A 22,560-nucleotide genomic window follows, 5' to 3' on the forward strand; every position below is an offset into this window, starting at 1 on the left:
TATTATATTTGATATTATATTGCATTCAGAATGAGCTCACGGTTTCTCTGATGATTTGATGCCATTGATGTGGATTATTGGTCTTTAATGTATGTCTTTCAATTCCATTTGATGATTCGGAAACTACCAGTCTTTTTTTTCTGAACAGGCCCCTGGATTCTATCTGGGATCCTACGATATTTTTTATTTTAATCTCTTTTCTGTTCTGACCGGAAAAGTTGATCAAAACTAATCTTCTATTTGTCATAATAAGATATCTGTCATCCAGTTTTTCAAATTTGAGCAGATGCTCTCCTCTGCTATGACTGGTATCCAGGCTCTTTATTGTATCTGCAATGCGGGAGGAATTTCTGGATTTGAGGCAAATTACTTCTATTCTGTCAGAACCTATAACTATGAATACGTTTCTTAAATTATGGTATATTCCAATGACATCCTTTATACATATATGACTGGAAAGTTGCGTTCTTTTTGAGAAAATTCCGCCGGAATGATGCCTGATAAAGATATTTTTATTGGTGAGGGTTATCGTATATCTCTGTCCATCTATTATCACATGTTCGGCAAGTATTTTCTTTTCGTTGCTTTTGAGTATAGTCTCAGTGGACTTGCTGTGTGTTTCAGTAAGTGCTGCTGCATTTTCTGATATTTCAGGTTCTGGTTTTACATCTGATAGATAATGGTCGAGCATTTTTATCAGTAACCCACCGTCAATAAGCTTAACACTATGTTTTGATGCTTCAGTCTGTGCATCCTTTGTAAATGCAGAGGTAGTGACAATGATGACTCCATCAGTATTATCCCGGTATCTAAGGCTTGAATATTCTCTGATCTCCTTTACGCCTACAGGCTCTCTGTATCTTTTTGCCTGAACTGCCCATTGATGGGATATGCCATATTTTTCGATGCTCAGCCCAATATCAATACCTCTATCCCGGGAACTCTGGGTAACCTCTGCCCTGTATCCTGCCTGAGAGAACATAGAGGCAACCAGATGCTCAAATTCAATAGGATCCATGTTCAGCAATCTATCAATTTTCCATGTAGTCATAATTATGCATCCGGAAACAAAATGGTGGATATTTTATCAGATGGCCTTTATCCAAAGATATATTAAAGCACATGTATGAAGATTTTGTTCCCCAATTGATTAAATAGGTAAAGTAATAAATGAATTGGAATAAGTGAGCTTTAAGTAGTGGTAGATGTAGAAATATGATCTCTATTTGATCGTATGCTGATCAGGTGATTTGTGTGGATGAACTGGAAAAAATCAGGAATGAAAAACTTGAGAAGCTCAAGAAATCTCTGCAACAGGAAGACCCCGGGCCTGGACCCGTAAATGTTACTGATTCAGATATAGATGACTTTATTATGAACAACAGAATCGCTGTTGTGGATTGCTGGGCTCAGTGGTGTGGTCCCTGTAAGGTATTATCTCCCGTGATTGACAGACTTGCAGAAAAATACATGGGAAGAGTAGCATTTTCAAAGCTTAATACTGACCATAACAGATCAACATCAATTAAGTTCGGGATTACAAGTATTCCCACTCTTCTTGTATTCCGGGAGGGGGAACTTGTTGACCGAATTGTAGGTGCGGTACCAGAAAGGACTATTATAAACAGACTTGAGCCTCTGATACAATGAGGAAGTAAGAATGTCACACAAACCTCGCATAGTAAAAAGTCCCAGAATAGGACTGCTTGAGATCAAGTCAAAACCGTATTACATAGTTGCCTCAGTTGAGGTGGGAAATACAACTACCAAATGCATACTGACAGCTACAAATATGGAAACCGGTAAGACATATATTGTAACCCGCTGTATAAGGATGACAAGAGATGTAAGGAATCCCCTTCCAGGAGAAAGGGTTTTTGGAAAGACTCTGACAGGAGTTGAACTTACCCGGCAGTCTATAGCAGAACTTGTAAGGGATACCCTGCTGGGAGCCGTTAACAGGGCTAATATGGATATAAGAACCGATATACATTTTGTGGTTCGTTCAACAGGTGTTGTTGCGGGGTTTGATATGCCTGAAGAGGTTGGTGAATTTATAAAGGCACTGGCAGACGGGTGTTTAATGGCAGGGATCCCACCTTCAAGAATGACTCCTGCAATGTCTGTTAATAATCTTCCTGCCAGGTTCAGGGAGCATAGCAAAATGGAGAAGGTGGTTTTTGATGGAGCTGTAGCAAGTGTTATACCACCTGTTGGATCGACAGGTGTAGAAATTGTTGCTAATGAAATGGAAGGCGAACTGGCGACTGCAGGAATCAAAGAGGGAGCTAAGTGGACAGATGTTGATTTCAGAAATCCATGCATTTCAATGGACTTTGGTACAACTCTGGACGGAAGGATTACGAACTCAGATCATCCCTACGCAAAGACAGTTGGGAACTACTGTGGACTTGCAGGTGCCATACCAGATGCCTTGATCAAAGGTACAGGCCTGGTTGATGTATATCTGGGTACCGTTCTTGATGTGTTCAACGGCAAGACTGCGGGATGGCTGAAAATGAAACTCAAAAAAGGTACTATAAAGGAATACTCAGCCCGTATTATGGAGCAAATTTCAATTGAAGTAGTTCCTGAAACTGTAAACAGATATGGAACTGTACCTGTGAATCCTGCAGCTGCAGAGGAAATGGGAGTTTTGCTTATTGGATGTGATGTGGGAGAAAATGGATCTGGAATTGATAAACTATCTGAGATTGGATCTGAGATATATAGCAATGAAAGTATGGAAATATTATTTGCTGTAATTGATGATGTAATGGCCAGGATCGCATGTAAACTGGTTCAGGTAGCAATGGATAATGGTCTTGTACCCGAGAACATATCTATTGGCATAACAGGAAGGGCTGCAATAACCGGCAACAAGCCTTCAATTATGCTCCAGTATCTGGAGAATCTGAACATCCGGTCTGATATTGATCAGCATGTTGTATTTGTGGATGATGGCCTTGCAAGAGGAGCTGCGGTAATGGCCCGATGCATGAACTCACTTGGCACTCCCTTCAATCCCCTTGGAGGTTTGAGTGGAGGTAAATGCATAATGGGTGAACGCATGAAACTCCAGAGTCGCTGAAGTATTGATACTGCACCTAAGTACTGGTTTCATTCATTGTTGACATTTTCCTGAAAATCTTTCTGTAGATTGCATTCGTCAAGAAGGGCCATTTCAACAGCTCTTTTATGGACTTCTGCAGATTCATGTATTCCACCATGTGTTCCTCTTACTGCCCTGCATGGGTACTGCTGAACCAGAAGTCCTGCCATCGAAGGTGCTTCCTTCACATTGACTCCTTTCAGCTTATCTGCCATGTACCATGTGCTTCCACATGGAGCACCTCTTATCACCTGTACCCGGGATACTTTATCCTCGCATATGCTGATTTTAAGTTCAGGGGTTCCAAGCTTTGAGGTAAAATCAGAGGTAAAAGCATTTTCTTTGAGTGTACAGCATATTTCATCATTCTCAATATAAATTCCTGATTCTCTGGATATCTTCTGAAGTTCCTGCACAGGTGCCTGTGATCTTCCGCCTGGGATTATAAGGGCTTTGACTCCATTTTTTGCAGCCAGATTTGCTATTGCTGAGGTGAGGTCCGGATGAAGCGAGTAGGTGATTATAATATCTGCGTCAAAGACTTCATAATCAAATCCTGCCTTTTCAAGAAACTGAAGTGGCTCGTCTATTAACTGAGGGGCATTTTCAGGTAACTGAGCTACGATTGACTTCAGGTCGGTTTTCGATCTTAGAGTTTTTACAAGGCGTTTGCCGTATTTTCCACGTGTAATGATTCCGATAACTGTCATTATGCACTAAAGATATAGATATACGAACTTATATATTATACGCGGATTCAGGTAATAATAACAGAGAAAGATTATTGAAATCTGAATTGTTTTACCCGGAAGTATTTTTATGAGAGGAAAACTGATCACGTTCGAGGGTATTGATGGTGCAGGCAAATCTACCATTGTTTCATTGCTCAGGTCATCTGGGGTTATGGAAGATGTAGTTTTTACAAGGGAGCCTACTGATAGCTGGCTTGGTAGAACCGTTGAGACTGCTATTCATTCAGATACGGATCATCTTGCAGAGCTGTTTCTCTTTACTGCAGATCATGCACAGCACATATCAAAGGTCATACGTCCAGCAGTAAACAATGGTATATGTGTAATATCTGACAGATATTCTGACAGTACCTACGCATACCAGGGAATGACACTTGCAGGAATGTTTGATGATCCTGTAAAATGGGCTCAGGATCTTCGAAAAGATTGGACCATTATACCCGATCTTACAATTCTTTTGGATATTGATCCTGCAATTGCTGTCAAAAGATGTGGTGACAGAGGTGAACAGACAAAGTTCGAGAAACTTGAATTTCTCCAGGGCGTGCGTTCGAATTATTTAAGGCTTGCAGAACAGGATCCTGATAGATTTATTGTAGTGGATAGTTCAGGTTCTGCAAGAGAGGTTGCAGAAAAAATATCTCTGATAATAAGCCCTTTACTGCAAAAATAATGCCAATTTACAACTTATTCTTATCTGCAAACCTGATGAGTTCCTCTCCAAGCTCTCTTACATATTTTGGATTGAGATTAAAACGACTGCGTTTCTGTCCTCCTCTTTCCTTTGCAATCTCAACGTATTCTTTTTCATATCTCTCACTTGAGGTAAGGCTTATGGTCAAAAACCAGCCGGCACCCATTTTGATTTCTGCATATTTTGTGTCATTTTTATCATCATTTTCCATATTTATCACCATTTGCAGTCCTGATCTATCCTCACCTATTCTGATACAGAACAGATAGGGGTATTGATCCGCTGTGTATAGCCGTTGATACCAGTGCTCCAGAAAATCCTGCTTCAGATATGTTCTTAATATCTTCACAGTTCCTGACTCCACCTCCATGCAGCATCTTATGACTGGAGAGAGATGCCATTTTACCTATAAGTTCAGTATCCACACCGGATGAAGTACCTACCCGATCAAGATCCAGGAATATTATATCACGGATATCCAGATCATTAAGTTCTTTTATAATATCCAGTGGGTTTTGGGATATACCGGAATCACGCTTGAGTACTTTTCCATTTATCATGTCAATACTTACACTTATCTGTTTCGGAAATTCTGATGCAGCTTCCACAATTGTCTTAAAGGTGGCAGTTTCTGTACCAAGGACCGCAGTATCTGCCAGTTTCATTGCATCTGCAACTTCATCCATAGACGTGATTGCATAATCAAGTAATGTATCTGCTTTTTGGGATATTTCTTTGATAGCGGCTGAATTTGCATCTTGCCTGCCTTTATTCTGTAACCTGTTAAGATCTGCAATATATACTTCATCAGGCATGAGGTGTTCAACGATTTCTACAGGGTCTGATGTGGTGCATACACTGCTGAAGTTACTGATAGGCATATATTTGTCCCGCTGACCCCTGACTGCGTGGACTACACAATTATTAAATATATCCAGTACAAGTAAAACTCGAAACATATTTAATGGATACATTATTTCATGATATATAAAAAGAGGGTAGCCCGATGAAACTACTTATAAGTCCAATCAATCCGCAGGAAGCCATCAGTGCTGCAAACGGCGGTGCTGATATCATTGATGTTAAAAATCCCAAAGAAGGATCACTTGGTGCCAATTTTCCCTGGGTGATACGGTCTGTTAAAGAGGCAGTAGGTTCCTTAAAACCGGTAAGTGCGACGATTGGAGATTTCAATTATAAACCAGGAACCGCTTCCCTTGCTGCACTGGGTGCTGCGGTTGCAGGTTCTGAATACATCAAAGTAGGTCTTTATGATATTCAGACAGAGGAGCAGGCACTTGATATGCTGAGCAATATTACAAGGTCTGTTAAGGACTATGATCCCACAAAAAAGGTTGTTGCTTCCGGATATTCAGATTACAGCCGTGTAAATTCAATCGCACCTTTCCTTCTTCCGGAAATAGCATCACGATGTGGGGTTGATGTTGTTATGGTAGATACTGCTATAAAAGATGGAAAATCAACTTTTGATTTTATGTCAGAAGAAGAACTTAAAAAATTCACACACCTGGCTCAAAGATCTGGTCTGGAATGTGCAATAGCAGGTACACTCAAATTTGATGATCTTCCAATTATTGGCAGGATCGCTCCTGATATAATAGGGGTAAGGGGAATGGTATGCGGTGGTGACCGAAATAGCTGCATCCAGGAAGAGCTTGTCAAGCAACTCAGGCAGAAGATGTATGATCTATAGATAGATAGATAGATAGATAGATAGATAGATACGGCTTCTGAGATTTTTATGCACCCTATCCAATTTTATCTCTACTTTTTCTAATTTTTATAGACCGGATATCAAAGTACATGGTATGACACTTTTTACCGGAGTACTTTATATTTTTAAAGGGCATATAATTGTATCTGTGGGTTGTAGCATTTAAATAAGCGTTATATTTAAATAAGTTTAATACTAACTTATGGTTAGTAACCATGAGATAATATGGTTCTCAATGGTGAAAGGTAAACAATTTGATGCAGAGCAATGATTGTATTTGACGGGGGGCTTTGATGGATGCATCTATCATTCTGGATATACTTGGCAATGAAAATAGAAGAAAGATACTTCAGATCCTTTCAAACCGTCCATATTATGTGAGTGAAATCTCTAAAAAGCTGGAAGTTGGTCCAAAGGCAATAATCAGCCATCTGAGCATGCTGGAGGATGCTGGATTGGTCCGGTGCCATATCGATTCCAATAGACGCAAATATTTCAGTATCAGCAATAATGTATATCTGGATATCTCCCTGTCTCCCAATTCATATGTTGCATCAATACAGACCTTCTCCATTTCACAGGCAAACGATCCCAGAGGCCATGTTCACGCTAAACATGAAAGAGCAAATGATTTCGTTTCTGACATTCTGGAGATGAATGAGAAGATCCAGGATATAAAAGGAGAAATACGAGATATTGTGGCCAGACAGCATGAACTTAGAGCAGAGATCAATAGAATAATGGATGCCTGTGATGAAATTATTGAACATAATACTAAAGATCCCCTTGAGGCCAGAATTTTGCATGAACTGCTGGCAGATGACTGTGATCTTGCATCGCTTTCATACAACCTGGGGATAGATCCGGCCATTGTTAACGCATATCTGTCTTCTCTTCACAGGAGGAGACTCATTGAATTTACAATCGTTAATGGTCACAAATACTGGACAATAAATAAGCAAAAGAGGTGAATGATCATGACAGCAGACACATTTGTACGAGTTGCTGAGGCCTATCATCGTGATGTTGGAAGGGGTATTGCAAAGATTGACCCTGATCTGATGCAGAGACAGGGCCTTGTGAGTGGAGATGTAATTGAAATTATAGGTAAGGAGAAAAGCTATGCCCGGGTAATGCCCGGCTATCTGGATGACGTTGGGAAGAACATTATCAGGATAGATGGAAATATCAGGAATAACCTCCGGGTTGGAATTGATGACAAGGTGGCAATAAAAAAGATAGATGCCAGAGAAGCAAAACGAGTAACCCTTGCTCCTCTTCAGCCAATACGCATAGTAGGCGGTGCGCGTTATATCCATCGCATAATTGAAGGCAGGCCCATATCCCGAGGCCAGAAGATCAGAATTGAGGCAGTTAACAATCCTCTGACTTTTGTGGTGGTATCTACCAATCCTTCAGGACCTGTAATAGTTACAAGAAATACTGAAGTTATACTTAAGGAAAAACCGGCTGAAGAAGTGGTTAAGACCGGACAGATATCATATGAGGACATTGGAGGCTTAAAGAGGGAAATAGGTCTTGTAAGGGAGATGATCGAACTTCCCCTGCGGCACCCTGAACTTTTCCAGAAACTTGGCATTGAACCCCCAAAGGGTGTCCTTCTGTACGGACCACCGGGAACTGGTAAGACCATGATCGCAAAAGCAGTGGCTTCTGAAACGGATGCGAATTTTGTATCTCTCAGTGGACCGGAAATCATGTCCAAGTACTATGGTGAAAGTGAGCAGAAATTAAGGGAAGTGTTCGAGGAAGCAGAACGCGATGCACCTACTATCATATTCATTGACGAAATCGATTCCATTGCACCAAAACGTGAAGAGGTTACTGGTGAAGTTGAACGAAGGGTCGTGGCACAGCTCCTGTCATTGATGGATGGTCTGAAAACAAGAGGTGAAGTAATTGTAATTGCAGCCACCAACCGTCCAAATTCAATAGATGAGGCTCTCAGACGTGGAGGCAGATTTGACCGGGAGATCGAGATTGGAATTCCTGATCGAAACGGAAGATTGCAGATACTCTATGTGCACACCAGAGGAATGCCTCTTGAGAAGGATCTCAATCTGGGAGATATTGCAGATGTCACCCATGGATTTGTGGGTGCAGATATTTCATCACTTGCCAAGGAAGCAGCAATGCATGCACTAAGACGGATCCTTCCTGAGATCAAGATCGAGGAAGATATTCCCCAGGAAGTCATGGACAAACTGGAGGTCAAAAAATCAGACTTTGAAGAAGCATTGAAAAACATTGAGCCTTCAGCTATGAGAGAGGTGTTTGTGGAAGTACCTCATATTGACTGGAATGACATCGGTGGTCTGGATAAAGCTAAACAGGAACTTAGGGAGGCAGTTGAATGGCCCCTGAAATATCCTGAGCTGTTCGAGGCTGTCAACACCAAACCTCCAAGAGGTATCATGCTCTTTGGACCGCCTGGTACGGGCAAAACTCTGCTTGCAAAGGCAGTGGCAAGTGAAAGTGAGGCCAACTTCATTAGTATAAAGGGTCCTGAACTTTTGAGCAAATATGTTGGTGAATCAGAGCGAGCTGTGCGTGAGACCTTCAGAAAAGCAAAACAATCCGCTCCAACAGTGGTATTCTTTGATGAGGTCGATTCCATTGCTCCCCGCAGGGGAATGAGTTCAGATTCTCACGTAAGTGAACGTGTTGTCAGTCAGATACTGACGGAACTGGATGGTGTTGAAGAGCTGAAGGATGTGGTGATCGTTGCAGCTACCAACAGGCCTGATATCGTGGACCCTGCACTGCTTCGTCCAGGCAGGTTTGACAGGTTGATCTATGTAAGGTCTCCTGACAAAAAGAGCCGTGAGAAAATATTCTCCATTCATCTTAAAGGAAAACCTCTTTCAGATGATGTGGACATTTCAGAACTCGCTGGTATGACCGAAGATTATGTAGGAGCTGATATTGAATCTATCTGCAGGGAAGCTACAATGCTTGCACTGAGAGATTTCATAAAACCAGATATGAGCAAAGCTGATATGAAGCAGAATCTGGAAAAAATAGTTGTGAATAAATCACATTTCAAGAGAGCCATATCTCGAATCAGGCCTGCATCATCTTCAGAGTCAGGAAGAGATTATGATCAGAGTATTGAATCATTTGCCAGGTATCTGGCAGATGAGGAAGAAGAAGAGGGCGTTGAACCCGATGAGGGATCCTCTAAGGAATAAACTGTATATATATTTTAAGCAGGATGATACGCAACTATTGCAGAATGATGCAGGTTCATTATTCTGTGAATAGAATTTTCCTGCATCTTTTTTTACTTATCTGAGTTCTGATAAATAGCTGAGCATGCTTCCGATAGAGAGACTTTTAAAACTTGAGGGGCAAAAATGTTTTATTGTAATATGCAGATACATCATGTTCTGAAATTGCAATTGTCTCATTCAGGGAAAATTCAGGCAGTTATTTATTTTGGAAACACATTAAATATATGTCAACAGAAAGTGATTATTCCATGCTAAGACAGCGTTTTGTTCTGGATACTACGGCACTGACAGATCAGCAGGTAAGGGAATCAATTGGTCATTCTCAGCTTTGCGAGGGAATTAAGGGTATACTTGATCTTGTAGCCGAGTCCAGGCTGCAGCTTGGAATCAGCTGCTATATCCCTTTTCCATCGGTATATGATGAATTACAGGAATTTGCCCGAAATAATGGCTGTGACCTGGATGTGACTGCAAAGATCGATACATGGCTTGTAAAAAAAACTCCTGACAGATATGAAGTTAAGATTCCTGCGAGGGTATTCCATGAATATGTGGCATTTATGCGGGCCAGGATCAATAAAGGCATGGGTGTGGCAGAGGATGCTATATGGGAGGCTGCAACAGAATGTCTGTTTCTGACATCTTCTGCAAATAGCAAGAAAGACATTGAGGATAATATAGAAAGGGAAGTTATCGGCAAAACAGTCGGTAAATTCAGGAACAAATACCGTGCAGCTTTAAGATATGGTATTCTTGACAGTGCTCCGGATATCGATGTACTTCTTCTTGCCAAGGAAATTGATGCTGCAGTAGTTGCAAATGATTTTGGAATACAGAAATGGGCTGAAGAGTTAGGGGTGCGCTTTGTCCCGGCTAAAACATTTCCGATGATGTTAAAAGAATATTTAAAGCAAACATCCTCTCTTGCCTACAGGGGTGAGGGAGACATATTTGATCAGATAACAAAATCCAGGGATTGATCCATATTCTTTCATTGTCTTTCTATCAATATGGATATTGAAAAAATTAATGAATATACAGTTCAATACAATGTATTGTATAAGGAACTTGTCTGTAGATAACAGATACAGATCGTTTGATTGAGATTGTTGATCATCTCAACTGAAGGTTGTTGAGATTTTTAATGAGTTAGTGATGGGGGATAAATTTGAGAAATATAAATGTTGAAAGTATCAGAGCTCCTCTTGTTAGTGAGCAGAATGTAGAGGTCGTGGAAAGGAAGGGTCTTGGACATCCGGATTACATATGTGATTCCATAATGAACCAGGTTTCTGTAGAACTTTGCAGGGAATATATTGATAAGTTTGGCCATATCATGCATCACAATATTGATAAGGGGATGCTTGTGGCAGGCAGTGTTTCTGGCAGACTGGGCGGTGGTGAGATAAATGATCCCATGAGGATCATATTCGGAGATCGGGCGACATTTCAGGCAGATGATACCGAAATTGATGTGGAACACATTGCAATCAGTACATCAAAGAAATGGTTTCTGGATAATCTTCGATTTGTGGATCCATCGATTATTGAATATCAGGTGGAGTTGAAGGAGGGCTCTGCTGAACTTACTGATATTTTCAGACGAGGTGCCCGAATATTGCCTGCAAATGACACCTCCGCAGCTGTTGGTTATGCTCCTCTAACTCTCACGGAAAGGATGGTGTTTGATACCGAAAGATATCTCAATTCAGAGAAATTTAAAAAAGATTATCCTGAATCTGGAGAAGATGTGAAGGTTATGGGCGTACGTCAGGGTGAAAATATTCATCTGACTGTTGCCATGCCACTGGTGGATCGATTTGTATCATCTGAATCTGAATACTTCAGGATGAAAGATGAACTTCTGGATATTATGAATGAGTTTGTGAACAATTATGCACAGGAGAATTATCAACCTGTTACTCCTTCAGTTTCATTTAATACTCTGGATATGCCTGGTCGTGGACTTGGGGGGATATATACAACAGTTACCGGTACTTCAGCTGAAGATGCAGACTGCGGGCAGGTTGGCCGAGGCAACAGGGTAAATGGTATTATTCCTCTGAATCGTCCAGTGAGCAGTGAAGCAGCAGCCGGTAAGAATCCTGTCAGTCATGTGGGTAAAATTTACAATGTACTAACCCATGTTGTGGCTGACAGGATATATCAGGACGTTGCGGATGTTGAGGAAGTATATGTGTGGATGCTGAGTGAGATCGGTGCTGCTGTGGATATACCTCAGATAGCTGCAGCCCAGATACGCATGAGTCAGGGATCAGTTGATTCAGTTGGTGAAGATGTAAAAGAGATTATTGACTCAGAACTTGAGAACATAGAGACGTTTACCCAAGACCTTGCCGAAGGAAAATACCCGGTCTGCTAACTTCTCATGCACCTGCAATGAAAGCAATAAGTGCAAAAACCATACCTGCTTTAAATAATCTGGATGATCTGGCTGCATTGTCTCTAAGACCAACTTCAATGATTGCCAGAATAAATAGAAGATCTGCAATAGCCACTGCATATAAGTATCCAGTGCCAAGGATTGATATTATGTACGGCAGTGGGCTTGCAACAAGAGCTACAGCTACTATAAATGAAGCTGTATAGACCGATCTCTTAACTCCAATTTTTATCGGGAGAGTTGAAGCTCCACTTAAACGGTCTCCTTCAATATCTTCTATATCTTTTACAATCTCTCTGGCCATGGTTGCAAGAGCTGCAAGCAGGAAGAGTATTGAGAGCATCATCAGTCCTTCCATACCGAATACACTTCCACCGAAGAGAAAAATAGATCCTGTGAGGTATCCGATACTTATGTTCCCAACCAGCGCCTTTCTTTTGAGTGATCTGGCATAGTATATAAGGACCAGAACGTTAATGCCTGCAATAACAGCACATATATAATTAACACTGAAAGCTGCAACCATGCCTGCAATAAACAGGGCAGTTGAAAAATACAATGCATTTTGTTCGGTTACCTTGCCTGCCGGAATCGGGCGTGATGGACGGTTGATTGCATCAATATCCACATCAAAATAATCGTTTATGGAGTTGCCTGCACCTGTAATAAAAAAGACTGAAACAAAAGCCAGTAGTGCTTTAATAATCAATATTTCTGCTGAATAGGTGATTGATGTAGTCGGAAGTATGTTATATGCAATAAATACTCCAATAAGAGTTCCAATGGCAGCCATAAGGCAATTTCTGTATCTTATGAGCTGAAGATATGGAAGGAGTACATTTATTGTTTTTTTCATTTATTGTTCCTTGATGTCACTGCGGCCTACTTCAAGCATTCTGTCCAGCGCCCTTTTTGCTTTAATTCGTATGTCTTCAGGAACTGTTATGACGTGCTCCATTTTTTCAAGTGAGTTCAGGACTCCCTGAAGTGTTGTCATCTTCATATTCGGACATACTGCATATTCAGAACCTGCGTAGAACCTTTTGTCAGGATTTTCTTTCTCAAGTCTGTGGAGTATTCCAGTTTCAGTAGCAACAATAAACTCTTTTGAATTGGATTTCTTCACGTATTCTGTTATACCTGTGGTACTAAGAACCTTATCTGCGACTTCCAGGACATCTGCACGGCATTCAGGGTGTGCCAGGATCTCAGCTTCAGGGTGTTCTTCTTTCATTAGAAGAAGGTCCCCTACAAGGATCTGGTGATGTGTTGGGCAGTATCCCTGCCATGGTATAATCTTTTTATCAGTATGAAATGATACATATTTTGCCAGGTTCTTGTCCGGGATGAAAAGTATTTCATCTTTTTCAAGTGAATTTACGACATCCACTGCATTAGATGATGTACAGCATATGTCACATTCAGCTTTGATTGCGGCTGATGAGTTAACATAGCACACAACGGCTGCATCTGGATATTTGGCCTTCTCCTTTCTAAGGGAATCAACATCCACCATTGCTGCCATAGGACATTCCGCTTCCATTTCGGGCAAAAGTACGGTTTTTTCAGGACTCAGTATTGCAGCACTTTCAGCCATAAAGTCAACGCCACAAAAAACAATGACATCTGCATCCTGGTTTACAGCTTCTCTGCTAAGTCCCAGAGAATCACCTAAAAAATCTGCAATATCCTGGATCTCCTTTCTCTGATAATTATGGGAAAGGATAACAGCATTGCGCTCTTTTTTCAGCTTATTGATCTTCTCAATAATGGATTGCCTGTCTTGCATATATAATCACTGCACGGGAATATTTATAATTACTTATATATTTAGTGGATTTGATCTACCTGATATATGGTAATATTTATTAAGATATCTTATAGTAATTCATGTTAATTAGCTATTTTGTCTGGATCAGGTTGCTTTTCCTTCAATTTTTAATCAGGTTTTTACCTGAGCAGGTTCAGGTTCCTATTTGCAGTGGGCTTACTATTTTTTTAAGTGTTGCAATAGCAGACAGAGATGCGAGATAACTTGTTTTTGGATTTGTTGGAGACGGTATATTTTCAGTTCTAGTGATGAACTTTCCAAATTCACCCTCAACTTCAATTTCGTGTATATTTCTACTGATATGAGGATCTGCAACTATCCGGACTGTGGTTCTTTCAAATCCGATACCTGCTATACTCAGTGTTGCAGCAACATTTACATTTGCAGGAAATGATTCAACAGCTTTTGCTGCATTTCCTTCAAAGATCAGTGTTTCAGATTCAATACTCTCCAGATCAATTTCATTTTCTAGAATGTAGGGGGCACCGGTAAGTCCTGAAGGTGGTTTTTTTGTGGTAAGTGTAACTGAATATATTTCTCCTGACATTGCTGACTTGAGTCCGTCAATACCTGTTATTGATCCGGAGGGAAGATATATTCTGCAATTATAATTTCTGGCAAGTCCATATATGTACTCCCTGAAATCAGAATCTGCAAGGGCACCGATACTCATAATCATTACATCACATCCAGCCTTCAAAGCTGGCGGGATTATCTTACTCACAGATTTTTGAGATGCAGATTCTACTACAAGGTCTACATGTTCGACCATTTCTTCAATTGTGAGAAATTCGGGTTTCATGTGTTTTAGTTTTTCTTTGAGAGCATAGACAAAGTCTATATTGTGATCGTAAACTGCATATATCTGTATATCATCACTATCTGCGTCGATGCTTTTGCAGATCTGAGATCCAATGGCACCACAACCTACAATACCTATTTTCAACATTTTTTTGGACACCTGCTCAATAAAAATATGATTATATATTTGAAACCTTTATTGTTTAAAATTAATACCCGGATAAATGGTACAATGTTATTTCAGTGAATATGTCATAATCTATTAATCATTTAATACATAAATGGTCTGTGGTGATTTTTAATGCTTACTGGTGAAATTGAAAAATTCGTTGAAGAGGATCAGGTATATCTTGATATAGCTTCTTCAATTGTACCTTCAAAGAAGGTTAATGCTGTCATTTTTACAAAACAGGATTGTACAATTGCAGGAGTTGAAGAAGTTAAGTCTATTTTTGATTATTTTGGTATAGAGTACAGTTCTTCTTTTACAGATGGAGATAATGTTGGCTCAGGTGAGACCATATTCAGACTGTATTCCGAAGCTGCTTCAATACTGTGTGCAGAGAGAATTATTCTGAATTTCCTTGGACACCTGAGCGGTATTGCAACAATGACCCGTAGCTGTGTATCTCGTATAGAGAACATATCATCTGCAAAGATTGCATGTACAAGAAAAACAGTCCCCGGGATTCGCAGGTTCGAAAAGGCTGCGGTTGTTGCCGGTGGTGGTGACCCGCACAGATTCAGTTTATCAGATATGGTTATGATAAAGGATAACCACATCAAACTGATGGGTCTTGAAGAAGCTATTGTTGCTGCCAGAAAGCATTCCAGTTTTGTTCAGAAAGTAGAAGTTGAGGTTGAGTCTGAACAGGATGCCGTTACAGCTGTAGAATTGGGTGCTGATATTATTATGCTGGACAACATGGATCCGGGATTGATTATTCGTACACTGCAAACACTAAAAAGAAAAGGTCTTCGTGACAGTGTGATCATAGAAGCATCAGGTGGGATACATCAGGGAAACCTTGAAGAATATGCAAAAACAGGGGTTGATGTTATTTCAATGGGCTCGCTTGTATACGATGCAGGATGGATTGATGTAAGTCTTGAGATTCTAACCGACACTATCTGATGTCACCATAAGCTTTATGTATTTGTGTATTTTATTTGCAATAGTTTTATAATAAAGGATAACCTGTTAATTGCTCAAATAACAGCTGATGAACATGATACAGTCGCAAAAAAAATTTACCTTACTAATATCTGCAGTACTTATCATGCTGCTGCTTAATGGAATGGCTTTAGGTGCTCAAGTAGATGAAGTTACACTTGTTCAGGGAGACGCATATCAGATTAATAACTATCTGATAGATGCTCGTCTTATTACCGCATCAGGCCAAACGGCCTCATTTGATGTGTATGAACGTGAGGATAAAATTAAAAGTTCAATGCTTTCTGTGAATGAATCATTCACCTTTGATTTTGAGGATGGCGGCGAAGTGGAAGTAGAACTGGTCAAAGTGGATTCCAGCAGTGGCCTTCTTGATCGTGCTACGATTGCTATTTCTATATCAGGTTATAGCGTACGAGATCTCCATACTACTAAAAAGGTCCCTTATGGCGATGATCCTGATTTTGTAGGCGCACCCGAGCTTGAAATAACTAAAGAGGTAGGTGCTGAGACAGTAAATGTAGGTGAATCAGTCAGGATCACAGTGAAAGCTAAAAATGTAGGTGATGATGAGGCCCTGGATGTACGCTTCTCAGATTCACCAAAGAGAAGCTTTGCACTGGGTGATACAATTCTTGATGATCGGGGCCCAATGTCTATAGGTACCGGCGAATCCAAAACTATCATGATCTATGAACTAAAACCGACAGAACCTGGTACTTTTACACTCAACCCAACGGAAGCTACATTTTATAATAAGGCCAATAAGAGATTTGATGCGGAATCAAATACTCCAGTTATAACCGTGGAAGGATCATTACAGGAAGCAGATGTTACCATTTCCCATTCAGCTGAAAGCAGAAATGTTGAACGCAATTCCCGGATAAACATGGTAATCAACCTCAAGAATGAAGGAAATACTGCTGCTCAGGGTCTTCGTGTGGATATTGAACTGCCGGATGATATAGAATTTGTCGGTGGTGATGATGAGGTAGAGGTTATCCGTGGAAATCCCAGAATATACATAGAATCCTTTGGTCAGCAGCAGGAAAAAGAAATAACATATTCAGTCAGGCCAAAGGTGACAGGAACATATAGTATTGGAGCAAAATTGTTTTATGAATATGATGATGGTATTTCAACATCTGATACTTCTAAAGAAGCAACAGTGGATAACATAAATGTTGTTGAGGCAAAATATGATTTTCTGCTGGAACTGCCTGTTTATGTGTACATTGTTCCTCTATTGATATTTGGTGCAGTAGGAGCATGGATAATACACAGGCAAAAACAATATAAGTTCTGACCTGAAAGTTAACACCAAGATTGAAAATAATCAATTTGTCTAATTATATAATTAATGATATTTTTTAGCTATGGAGGAATTATTTGCTTAATATACTGATGATAGGAAATGGGCAGTGTGGCAATAGAATACTTGATGCAGTGAACCGGGAGTCCTTTGGCTCAAAGAGTAAATTTGCAAAGTTCTATTCCAAGCAGAAGTTCAAGAGCAATGTGGAAACAATTGCAGTAAACACTGCCATCAATGATCTAAAGGAGATGAAATTTACAAAAGCAAAGGATAGGATTCATATTCCCCATCTCCATGGCGTAGGTGCTAATAGAAATATTGGTAAGAAGGTATTCGAAGATAATAAAGAACAGATAATGCGAAAAGTTGAGGAAAGAGGTCGCTTTGATGTAGCTTTTGTTATAACATCAGCATCAGGGGGAACTGGTTCTTCTTTTAGTCCGTTACTTGTAAAGGAACTCAAAGAGAGGTATGATTATCCTGTATATTCGATAGTTGTACTTCCATTCAGGGAGGAAGGTACATTATACCTCCAGAATGCTGCTTTTTCTCTGCGCGAGATGCGTGAAAGCGGTACTGATGGAATAATACTTGCAGATAATCAGTTTTTAAAACAGATGGGTGGTGATGTCCAATCTGCATACGATGGAATCAATTCAATGATCGCCAGGCGTATACTGTTCCTTATTGATTCCCTGGATAGTGAAATGATGATGGTTACAGATCTTGGTGATTTTAAAACCGTGATGAGTGGTGGTGCCGGTCTTGCAACTGTTGGCTTTTATGGCGGTGATGATGGAGATATGTCTGTTAAGACTTCTATTCAGAAAGCTCTTTCACCTCCAGGCCTTCTGTTTTCCACGGATGTTTATGAAGAAGCCAGCAGGGCAATGATCATAATTAAGGGTGACAGGAAATATCTAAACATTGATGATATTTCCCATGAGGTGGAAAAACTGTCATCTGCCATTGGCCATGTGTTCAAAGGAATAATCATAAGAGAGGGTGAATATCCACAGGTGCTTGTTGTTTTAACACTTGAATCCACCTCAGAACTTGAAAAAATGTATTCTGCTGCTGTGGAAGCTATAAACATGGAACGTGAAAAGAAATCCCGTGTGGAATCCCAGAAGGACATGGACAAAGCATTTTCTCAGATCGAAGGATACGAACCCTCCTATTAATTTTTTTTATACTCTCAAAATTAATTAGATGATCAGCTATTATCTTTTATTTATTCCAGGTGTAACCTGTTTGTTCTTAATCCCACCAGATTTTCAAAACTGAAATAAACCATTCTAACTATAAGATTACTTATCATGTGGGAGCAGATGGGAGAGGACATCAAACTAAAGCGTGAGCTTGGAATCCTTGAGATAACACTGATTGGTGTTGGCAGTATTCTGGGTGCAGGTATCTATGTCCTTATTGGCGCTGCTGCCGGCCTTGCAGGAAACGCAGTATGGGTTTCATTTCTGATAGCATCCATGGTTGCTGGACTTACCGGATTTAGTTATATGGAACTTTCGTCTATGTATCCATTGGCTGGAGCAGAGTATGAATATGCAAAGACAGCATTTGGAGAGAGAACAGGACTTACGGTAGGATTACTGATAGTTGTTGTTGAAATTGTTGCATGTTCTACAGTTGCACTTGGTTTTGCAGGCTACCTGACATCAATTATGGACATTTCCGGCTCCATTTCAATCGCTATAGCAGTAATGCATATCATCTTCTTTGCGTTAATACTTTTAATGGGCATCAAATATTCTGCAAGGATAGCAATTTTTCTAACTGTGATACAGATAAGTGGCCTTTTTCTTGTGATTTTTCTTGGATTGCCTCTGATAGGTTCAGTCAATTACTTCGGGATACCATCAATCGATGGTATATTTGAAGCATCCGCACTCGTTTTTTTTGCATTTCTTGGATTTGAAGAGGTAGTAAAACTTGCACAGGAGACACGTGAACCTGTTTACAATACTCCCCGGGCTCTCATACTATCTATTGTCATTACAGTTATTTTATATATTTCAGTTGCAGTCTCTGCCGTAAGTGTCGTTGACTGGAAAACACTCTCAGAATCTTCCGCACCTCTGGCAGAAGTTGCAGCAGCGTCCCTTGGAAATGATGCCTTTATAGTTCTTTCCGTAATTGCCCTTTTTGCAACTTCGAATACAGTTTTGTTGATGCTGCTTGGTGGTTCAAGGATACTTTATGGTATGGCAGATTCCAGGTCCCTGCCAGCAAAACTGGCCTACATTCACCCAGTCAGAAGAACACCCGCGATTTCAATATTTATTATAGCAGTTATATCTATAGTGTTTGTTTTTATTGTGGACATAGAGGCTGCTGCAAAAATCTCTAATTTTATGATGTTTATAGTGTTCATAGTCATCAATGCATGTCTGATCAAACTCAGGTATACACACCCTGATTCAATAAGAAAATTTAAAGTTCCTTTATGCATCGGCAAATTTCCGATAATTCCCTTTGCAGGAATTATCATGTGCCTCTTTTTATTATCGCATCTTGATATAACTGCTTTGATATACGGAATTTCTATACTTTTTCTGCTGTTATTGCTGGTGTTCTACTTGAAAAGGAAAAAGGATATGTGACCTTCACTGTTCTTCAACCTCCATCATGATATGTGAGATCTGCTCAATAAGGTCACGTACCTGTTCCATTTCCTGTCCGTATCCAGCCCAGTTTCCTTCTCTTAAATGGTCCTGGGCAGCGTTGTAATGTTCAAGTGCCTGGTTTGCCAGTTCTCTTGCATCTCCTGGTAAGGGAACTGGTTCTCCATCAATGACTTCATCACCCAGCAGAACCTGCAATGATGTCATCAGGTCAAGGCCCATGTAAACTGTTTCTCCAGAGGATACTATTATTCTTCTAAGTTCAGGAATCTCTCCTTCATCTGCACTTATGAACACCGGTTCAATGTAAAGGATTGAGCTGTCAAGTGGAACTACCAGAAGGTTTCCTCGAATGACACTGGATCCCTGCTGTCCCCATAGTGTGAATAACTGGGATATTTCAGGGTCCTGATCTATTCTGGATTCTATCTGATTTGGTCCATATATCAATCTGTCTTTTGGGAATTCGTAGTGTATAAGCTGTCCATAATTTGGTTCATCACATCTTGCAGCTATCCATGAGATCATATTCTGACGATTTCTTGGTGTAAATGGCTGCATGAGTATATATTCAATACCTTCTCCATTTGGAAGCCTGGTCATTATGTAATAAGGTTCCATCTGGATTGTACTTCCACGGTAATATTCCCTTGGGACCTGCCATGCATCTTCCTTATTGTAGAACGTTTCAGTATCGGTCATATGATAATTTCGATAAATATCCATCTGGACACTGAAGTATTCTTTTGGATATCTTATGTGGTTCTTCAGATTTTCCGGCATATCTTCATATGGTTTGAACATATCAGGGAAAATCTGTGAATATGTATCAATCATGGGTTCATTTTCCATTACATAATAGTCTACATTTCCTTCATAGGCATCTATTACTACTTTTACGGAATTGCGAATATAATTGATATCTCCGGCTCCTGTTCTGTAGCGTTCAGAGTAAGGGAATTTATCAGAGATGGTGTATGCATCTATTATCCAGAATATTTTACCATCATGGATAACAGGGTATGGATCGCTTTCATAGGCCAGGAAGGGAGCAATTTTGGCAGCTCTCTGGTTTATCTGGTGATCATACATCACCCGGCTTTCTTCAGTTATATACTGGCTGAGAATGAAATTTATATCTCCAAAGCGCAGCATGTATGCCAACCTTTTAAACATGGAATCAAGCTGCACTCCACCAGTTCCATCATAATGGGTGAATACATTCCCCTCTGCCTGTGGATAGTCAAGCTCTGGCTGACCACTGTTTACTATCTTATAGTCCCGGGTCATTTCCCCGTAGTAGATCCTGGGGTTTGTGAGATCAAAATCTCCCTGAGGAGGTATGTCCCGAAGTACAAGCTCAGGCCTTCCATCATCCGTTTTTTCACTTACACTATTCATGACTGCTCCATATCCATGGGTGTATACAAGTCGCTCATTCACCCAGGTTCTGGCTGAAGGGTCAAGGTTTGTTATATCCATTTCTCTGACAGATATCATAAACTGCCTGTATTCTCCATTTACATAGTACCTGTCAGTATCTACATCATTGAATTCATAATATGTTCGAATCTGCTGGGTTTGCCTGTATGTATTTTGAAGTGCTCTCTGATCCCATATTTTAATGTTTGATAACACGTCTTCATTATTTTCAATTGCAGAACGGGTGATCTCTGGATTGTAATCAAAAGGCTTTACCTCAATATCTGAAAGTCCATATCCCATTCTTGTATAGTCAATATTGTGTCTTAGATATGGCTCTTCCAGCTGAAGTTCAGTAGGCTCTACCTTGATCTGCTGATAGGCTGCAGGGGCAAAGGAGGTAAGCAGGATCATGATCACAATTATACTAACACCCAGCAATGGAATTTTGATATTTTTCAGTTTGACATTAGCTATTAGTGCAGCACCTACCAAAGAACATATAACAGCTGTTACTGTCAGCAGTGGCAGTCTGATGTTTATATCTGTATATCCGGCACCTGCTACGACACCCATCTGTGAAAATAGAATCTCAAATCTGCTAAGATAAAATCCAAACCCTATTATTAAAAAAAGCAGACCCATAAGGACTGAAATATGCATAAGGACCTTTGATGGTATTCTGTTTAAAAATTCTACTATATCACTGTCCGGTGTTATATATTCTGTAGCCTCTGTGCTGTATTGAGGGTTTAGTACACTTTCCAGTTTATACAGATACAGGATCCCTGTAAATATCAGAACAAAAATTGTCATTGAAAGCAATATGTTTCTGATCATTTCCATAAATGGAAGCTGGAACAGGTAAAAAGAAACATCCCTGGAAAATATAGGGTCTTCTATACCGGCTGGCACCATATTCAGGTAGAGTAGTATAGTCTCCCACTGACTGCTTATGGATAGGCCAAATATCAGTGACAGTACTATTGCGCCAGGTACAATCAACCCGTCAATTTCAGTATGCTTTTCTTCACCATCACCAAGTATAGCTTTGACTGTTTTTTTTGCTATTCCAATATTCAGATAGATAAAGGCAAATACAATAAGAAAACCTACCAGGAATAGTAAAGCTCTCCAGCTCAGGATAGTTAAAAACACCGATAAATACCCTGTCATATCATACCAGAGATATTCGGTGTAATAACCCATTGCAGGACCAATCCCAAATATAACTGCTATCAGTGCAATAAGAATGTATATAGGTTTTGAAATCATCAGTTTACCACGCTATATTAATAATTGTTAAATCATTTGTATAGGGAATAATATTCCTTCTAGGTAGAGGGAAGCATATCCTCTAAAACCTTTCCCTTATGAATAACCATAACTGACCTATTATATATGGTTAAAATATCGAGGTATAT

20 protein-coding genes are annotated in these 22,560 nt (G+C 40.0%); 12 read left to right on the forward strand and 8 right to left on the reverse strand.

What is annotated here, in order from left to right:
- Nucleotides 1–25: 25 nt before the first annotated feature.
- Nucleotides 26–1,051 carry a restriction endonuclease gene (locus MZHIL_RS01925; protein WP_013897689.1) on the reverse strand — a complete coding sequence of 342 codons (1,026 nt, stop codon included), beginning with the start codon at nucleotides 1,049–1,051 and terminating at the stop codon, nucleotides 26–28.
- Between the two features lie 203 nt (nucleotides 1,052–1,254).
- Between MZHIL_RS01925 and trxA the strand changes: the two genes are divergently transcribed.
- Nucleotides 1,255–1,650, forward strand: coding sequence for a thioredoxin (trxA, locus tag MZHIL_RS01930; RefSeq protein ID WP_013897690.1), 396 nt, complete (start codon nucleotides 1,255–1,257; stop codon nucleotides 1,648–1,650).
- 10 nt (nucleotides 1,651–1,660) lie between these two features.
- Nucleotides 1,661–3,091 (forward strand): methanogenesis marker 14 protein, encoded by a 1,431-nt coding sequence (locus MZHIL_RS01935; RefSeq protein WP_013897691.1) that lies wholly within the window; start codon nucleotides 1,661–1,663, stop codon nucleotides 3,089–3,091.
- A 29-nt stretch (nucleotides 3,092–3,120) separates the two neighbouring features.
- On the opposite strand, the gene MZHIL_RS01940 is transcribed toward MZHIL_RS01935, so the two are convergent.
- The gene (locus tag MZHIL_RS01940; RefSeq protein WP_013897692.1) at nucleotides 3,121–3,822 is read right to left on the reverse strand and encodes a DUF166 domain-containing protein; all 702 of its coding nucleotides are present in this window, start codon (nucleotides 3,820–3,822) and stop codon (nucleotides 3,121–3,123) included.
- Nucleotides 3,823–3,931: 109 nt separating this feature from the next.
- Here MZHIL_RS01940 and tmk point away from each other — a divergent pair, with 109 nt between their 5' ends.
- Complete coding sequence (gene tmk / locus MZHIL_RS01945) at nucleotides 3,932–4,537, forward strand: dTMP kinase (RefSeq protein ID WP_013897693.1); 606 nt, start codon at nucleotides 3,932–3,934, stop codon at nucleotides 4,535–4,537.
- Nucleotides 4,538–4,544: 7 nt separating this feature from the next.
- Here the strand turns inward: tmk and MZHIL_RS01950 are convergent, their stop codons facing one another.
- Nucleotides 4,545–4,769: a hypothetical protein gene (locus tag MZHIL_RS01950; protein WP_157209613.1), complete on the reverse strand. Its 225-nt coding sequence runs from the start codon at nucleotides 4,767–4,769 to the stop codon at nucleotides 4,545–4,547.
- 31 nt (nucleotides 4,770–4,800) lie between these two features.
- Nucleotides 4,801–5,532: a HisA/HisF-related TIM barrel protein gene (locus tag MZHIL_RS01955; RefSeq protein ID WP_342626832.1), complete on the reverse strand. Its 732-nt coding sequence runs from the start codon at nucleotides 5,530–5,532 to the stop codon at nucleotides 4,801–4,803.
- A gap of 32 nt (nucleotides 5,533–5,564) precedes the next feature.
- Here MZHIL_RS01955 and MZHIL_RS01960 point away from each other — a divergent pair, with 32 nt between their 5' ends.
- The 5 genes from MZHIL_RS01960 (at nucleotide 5,565) to MZHIL_RS01980 (ending at nucleotide 11,930) form a co-directional block, all read left to right on the forward strand.
- Nucleotides 5,565–6,272 carry a (5-formylfuran-3-yl)methyl phosphate synthase gene (locus MZHIL_RS01960; protein WP_013897696.1) on the forward strand — a complete coding sequence of 236 codons (708 nt, stop codon included), beginning with the start codon at nucleotides 5,565–5,567 and terminating at the stop codon, nucleotides 6,270–6,272.
- A 314-nt stretch (nucleotides 6,273–6,586) separates the two neighbouring features.
- Nucleotides 6,587–7,264: an ArsR/SmtB family transcription factor gene (locus MZHIL_RS01965; RefSeq protein WP_013897697.1), complete on the forward strand. Its 678-nt coding sequence runs from the start codon at nucleotides 6,587–6,589 to the stop codon at nucleotides 7,262–7,264.
- Between the two features lie 6 nt (nucleotides 7,265–7,270).
- Nucleotides 7,271–9,505, forward strand: a complete 2,235-nt coding sequence (locus tag MZHIL_RS01970; protein ID WP_013897698.1) for a CDC48 family AAA ATPase — start codon at nucleotides 7,271–7,273, stop codon at nucleotides 9,503–9,505.
- 290 nt (nucleotides 9,506–9,795) lie between these two features.
- Complete coding sequence (locus tag MZHIL_RS01975) at nucleotides 9,796–10,527, forward strand: RNA ligase partner protein (RefSeq protein ID WP_013897699.1); 732 nt, start codon at nucleotides 9,796–9,798, stop codon at nucleotides 10,525–10,527.
- A gap of 188 nt (nucleotides 10,528–10,715) precedes the next feature.
- Entirely contained in the window at nucleotides 10,716–11,930 is a 1,215-nt protein-coding gene (locus MZHIL_RS01980) for a methionine adenosyltransferase (protein WP_013897700.1), read from the forward strand.
- A gap of 4 nt (nucleotides 11,931–11,934) precedes the next feature.
- On the opposite strand, the gene MZHIL_RS01985 is transcribed toward MZHIL_RS01980, so the two are convergent.
- The 3 genes from MZHIL_RS01985 to MZHIL_RS01995 all read right to left on the reverse strand — a co-directional run bounded on the left by MZHIL_RS01985 (nucleotide 11,935) and on the right by MZHIL_RS01995 (nucleotide 14,731).
- Nucleotides 11,935–12,807 (reverse strand): geranylgeranylglycerol-phosphate geranylgeranyltransferase, encoded by an 873-nt coding sequence (locus tag MZHIL_RS01985; RefSeq protein WP_013897701.1) that lies wholly within the window; start codon nucleotides 12,805–12,807, stop codon nucleotides 11,935–11,937.
- The gene (nadA, locus tag MZHIL_RS01990; RefSeq protein ID WP_013897702.1) at nucleotides 12,808–13,740 is read right to left on the reverse strand and encodes a quinolinate synthase NadA; all 933 of its coding nucleotides are present in this window, start codon (nucleotides 13,738–13,740) and stop codon (nucleotides 12,808–12,810) included. It lies immediately after the preceding gene.
- Nucleotides 13,741–13,915: 175 nt separating this feature from the next.
- Complete coding sequence (locus tag MZHIL_RS01995; RefSeq protein WP_013897703.1) at nucleotides 13,916–14,731, reverse strand: aspartate dehydrogenase; 816 nt, start codon at nucleotides 14,729–14,731, stop codon at nucleotides 13,916–13,918.
- 153 nt (nucleotides 14,732–14,884) lie between these two features.
- Between MZHIL_RS01995 and nadC the strand changes: the two genes are divergently transcribed.
- The 4 genes from nadC (at nucleotide 14,885) to MZHIL_RS02015 (ending at nucleotide 19,693) form a co-directional block, all read left to right on the forward strand.
- Nucleotides 14,885–15,718: a carboxylating nicotinate-nucleotide diphosphorylase gene (gene nadC / locus MZHIL_RS02000; protein WP_013897704.1), complete on the forward strand. Its 834-nt coding sequence runs from the start codon at nucleotides 14,885–14,887 to the stop codon at nucleotides 15,716–15,718.
- Nucleotides 15,719–15,812: 94 nt separating this feature from the next.
- Nucleotides 15,813–17,063, forward strand: a complete 1,251-nt coding sequence (locus MZHIL_RS02005) for a BatD family protein (protein ID WP_013897705.1) — start codon at nucleotides 15,813–15,815, stop codon at nucleotides 17,061–17,063.
- Between the two features lie 83 nt (nucleotides 17,064–17,146).
- On the forward strand, nucleotides 17,147–18,256 hold the full coding sequence (locus MZHIL_RS02010) for an FtsZ/tubulin family protein (protein WP_013897706.1): 1,110 nt from the start codon (nucleotides 17,147–17,149) through the stop codon (nucleotides 18,254–18,256).
- Nucleotides 18,257–18,403: 147 nt separating this feature from the next.
- Nucleotides 18,404–19,693 (forward strand): APC family permease, encoded by a 1,290-nt coding sequence (locus tag MZHIL_RS02015; protein ID WP_013897707.1) that lies wholly within the window; start codon nucleotides 18,404–18,406, stop codon nucleotides 19,691–19,693.
- 3 nt (nucleotides 19,694–19,696) lie between these two features.
- Here MZHIL_RS02015 and MZHIL_RS02020 read toward each other — a convergent pair whose 3' ends face one another.
- The gene (locus MZHIL_RS02020) at nucleotides 19,697–22,411 is read right to left on the reverse strand and encodes a UPF0182 family membrane protein (RefSeq protein ID WP_013897708.1); all 2,715 of its coding nucleotides are present in this window, start codon (nucleotides 22,409–22,411) and stop codon (nucleotides 19,697–19,699) included.
- Between the last annotated feature and the right edge of the window lie 149 nt (nucleotides 22,412–22,560).

It is taken from the genome of Methanosalsum zhilinae DSM 4017 (genome assembly GCF_000217995.1).
In the GTDB taxonomy this organism is placed as follows: domain Archaea; phylum Halobacteriota; class Methanosarcinia; order Methanosarcinales; family Methanosarcinaceae; genus Methanosalsum; species Methanosalsum zhilinae.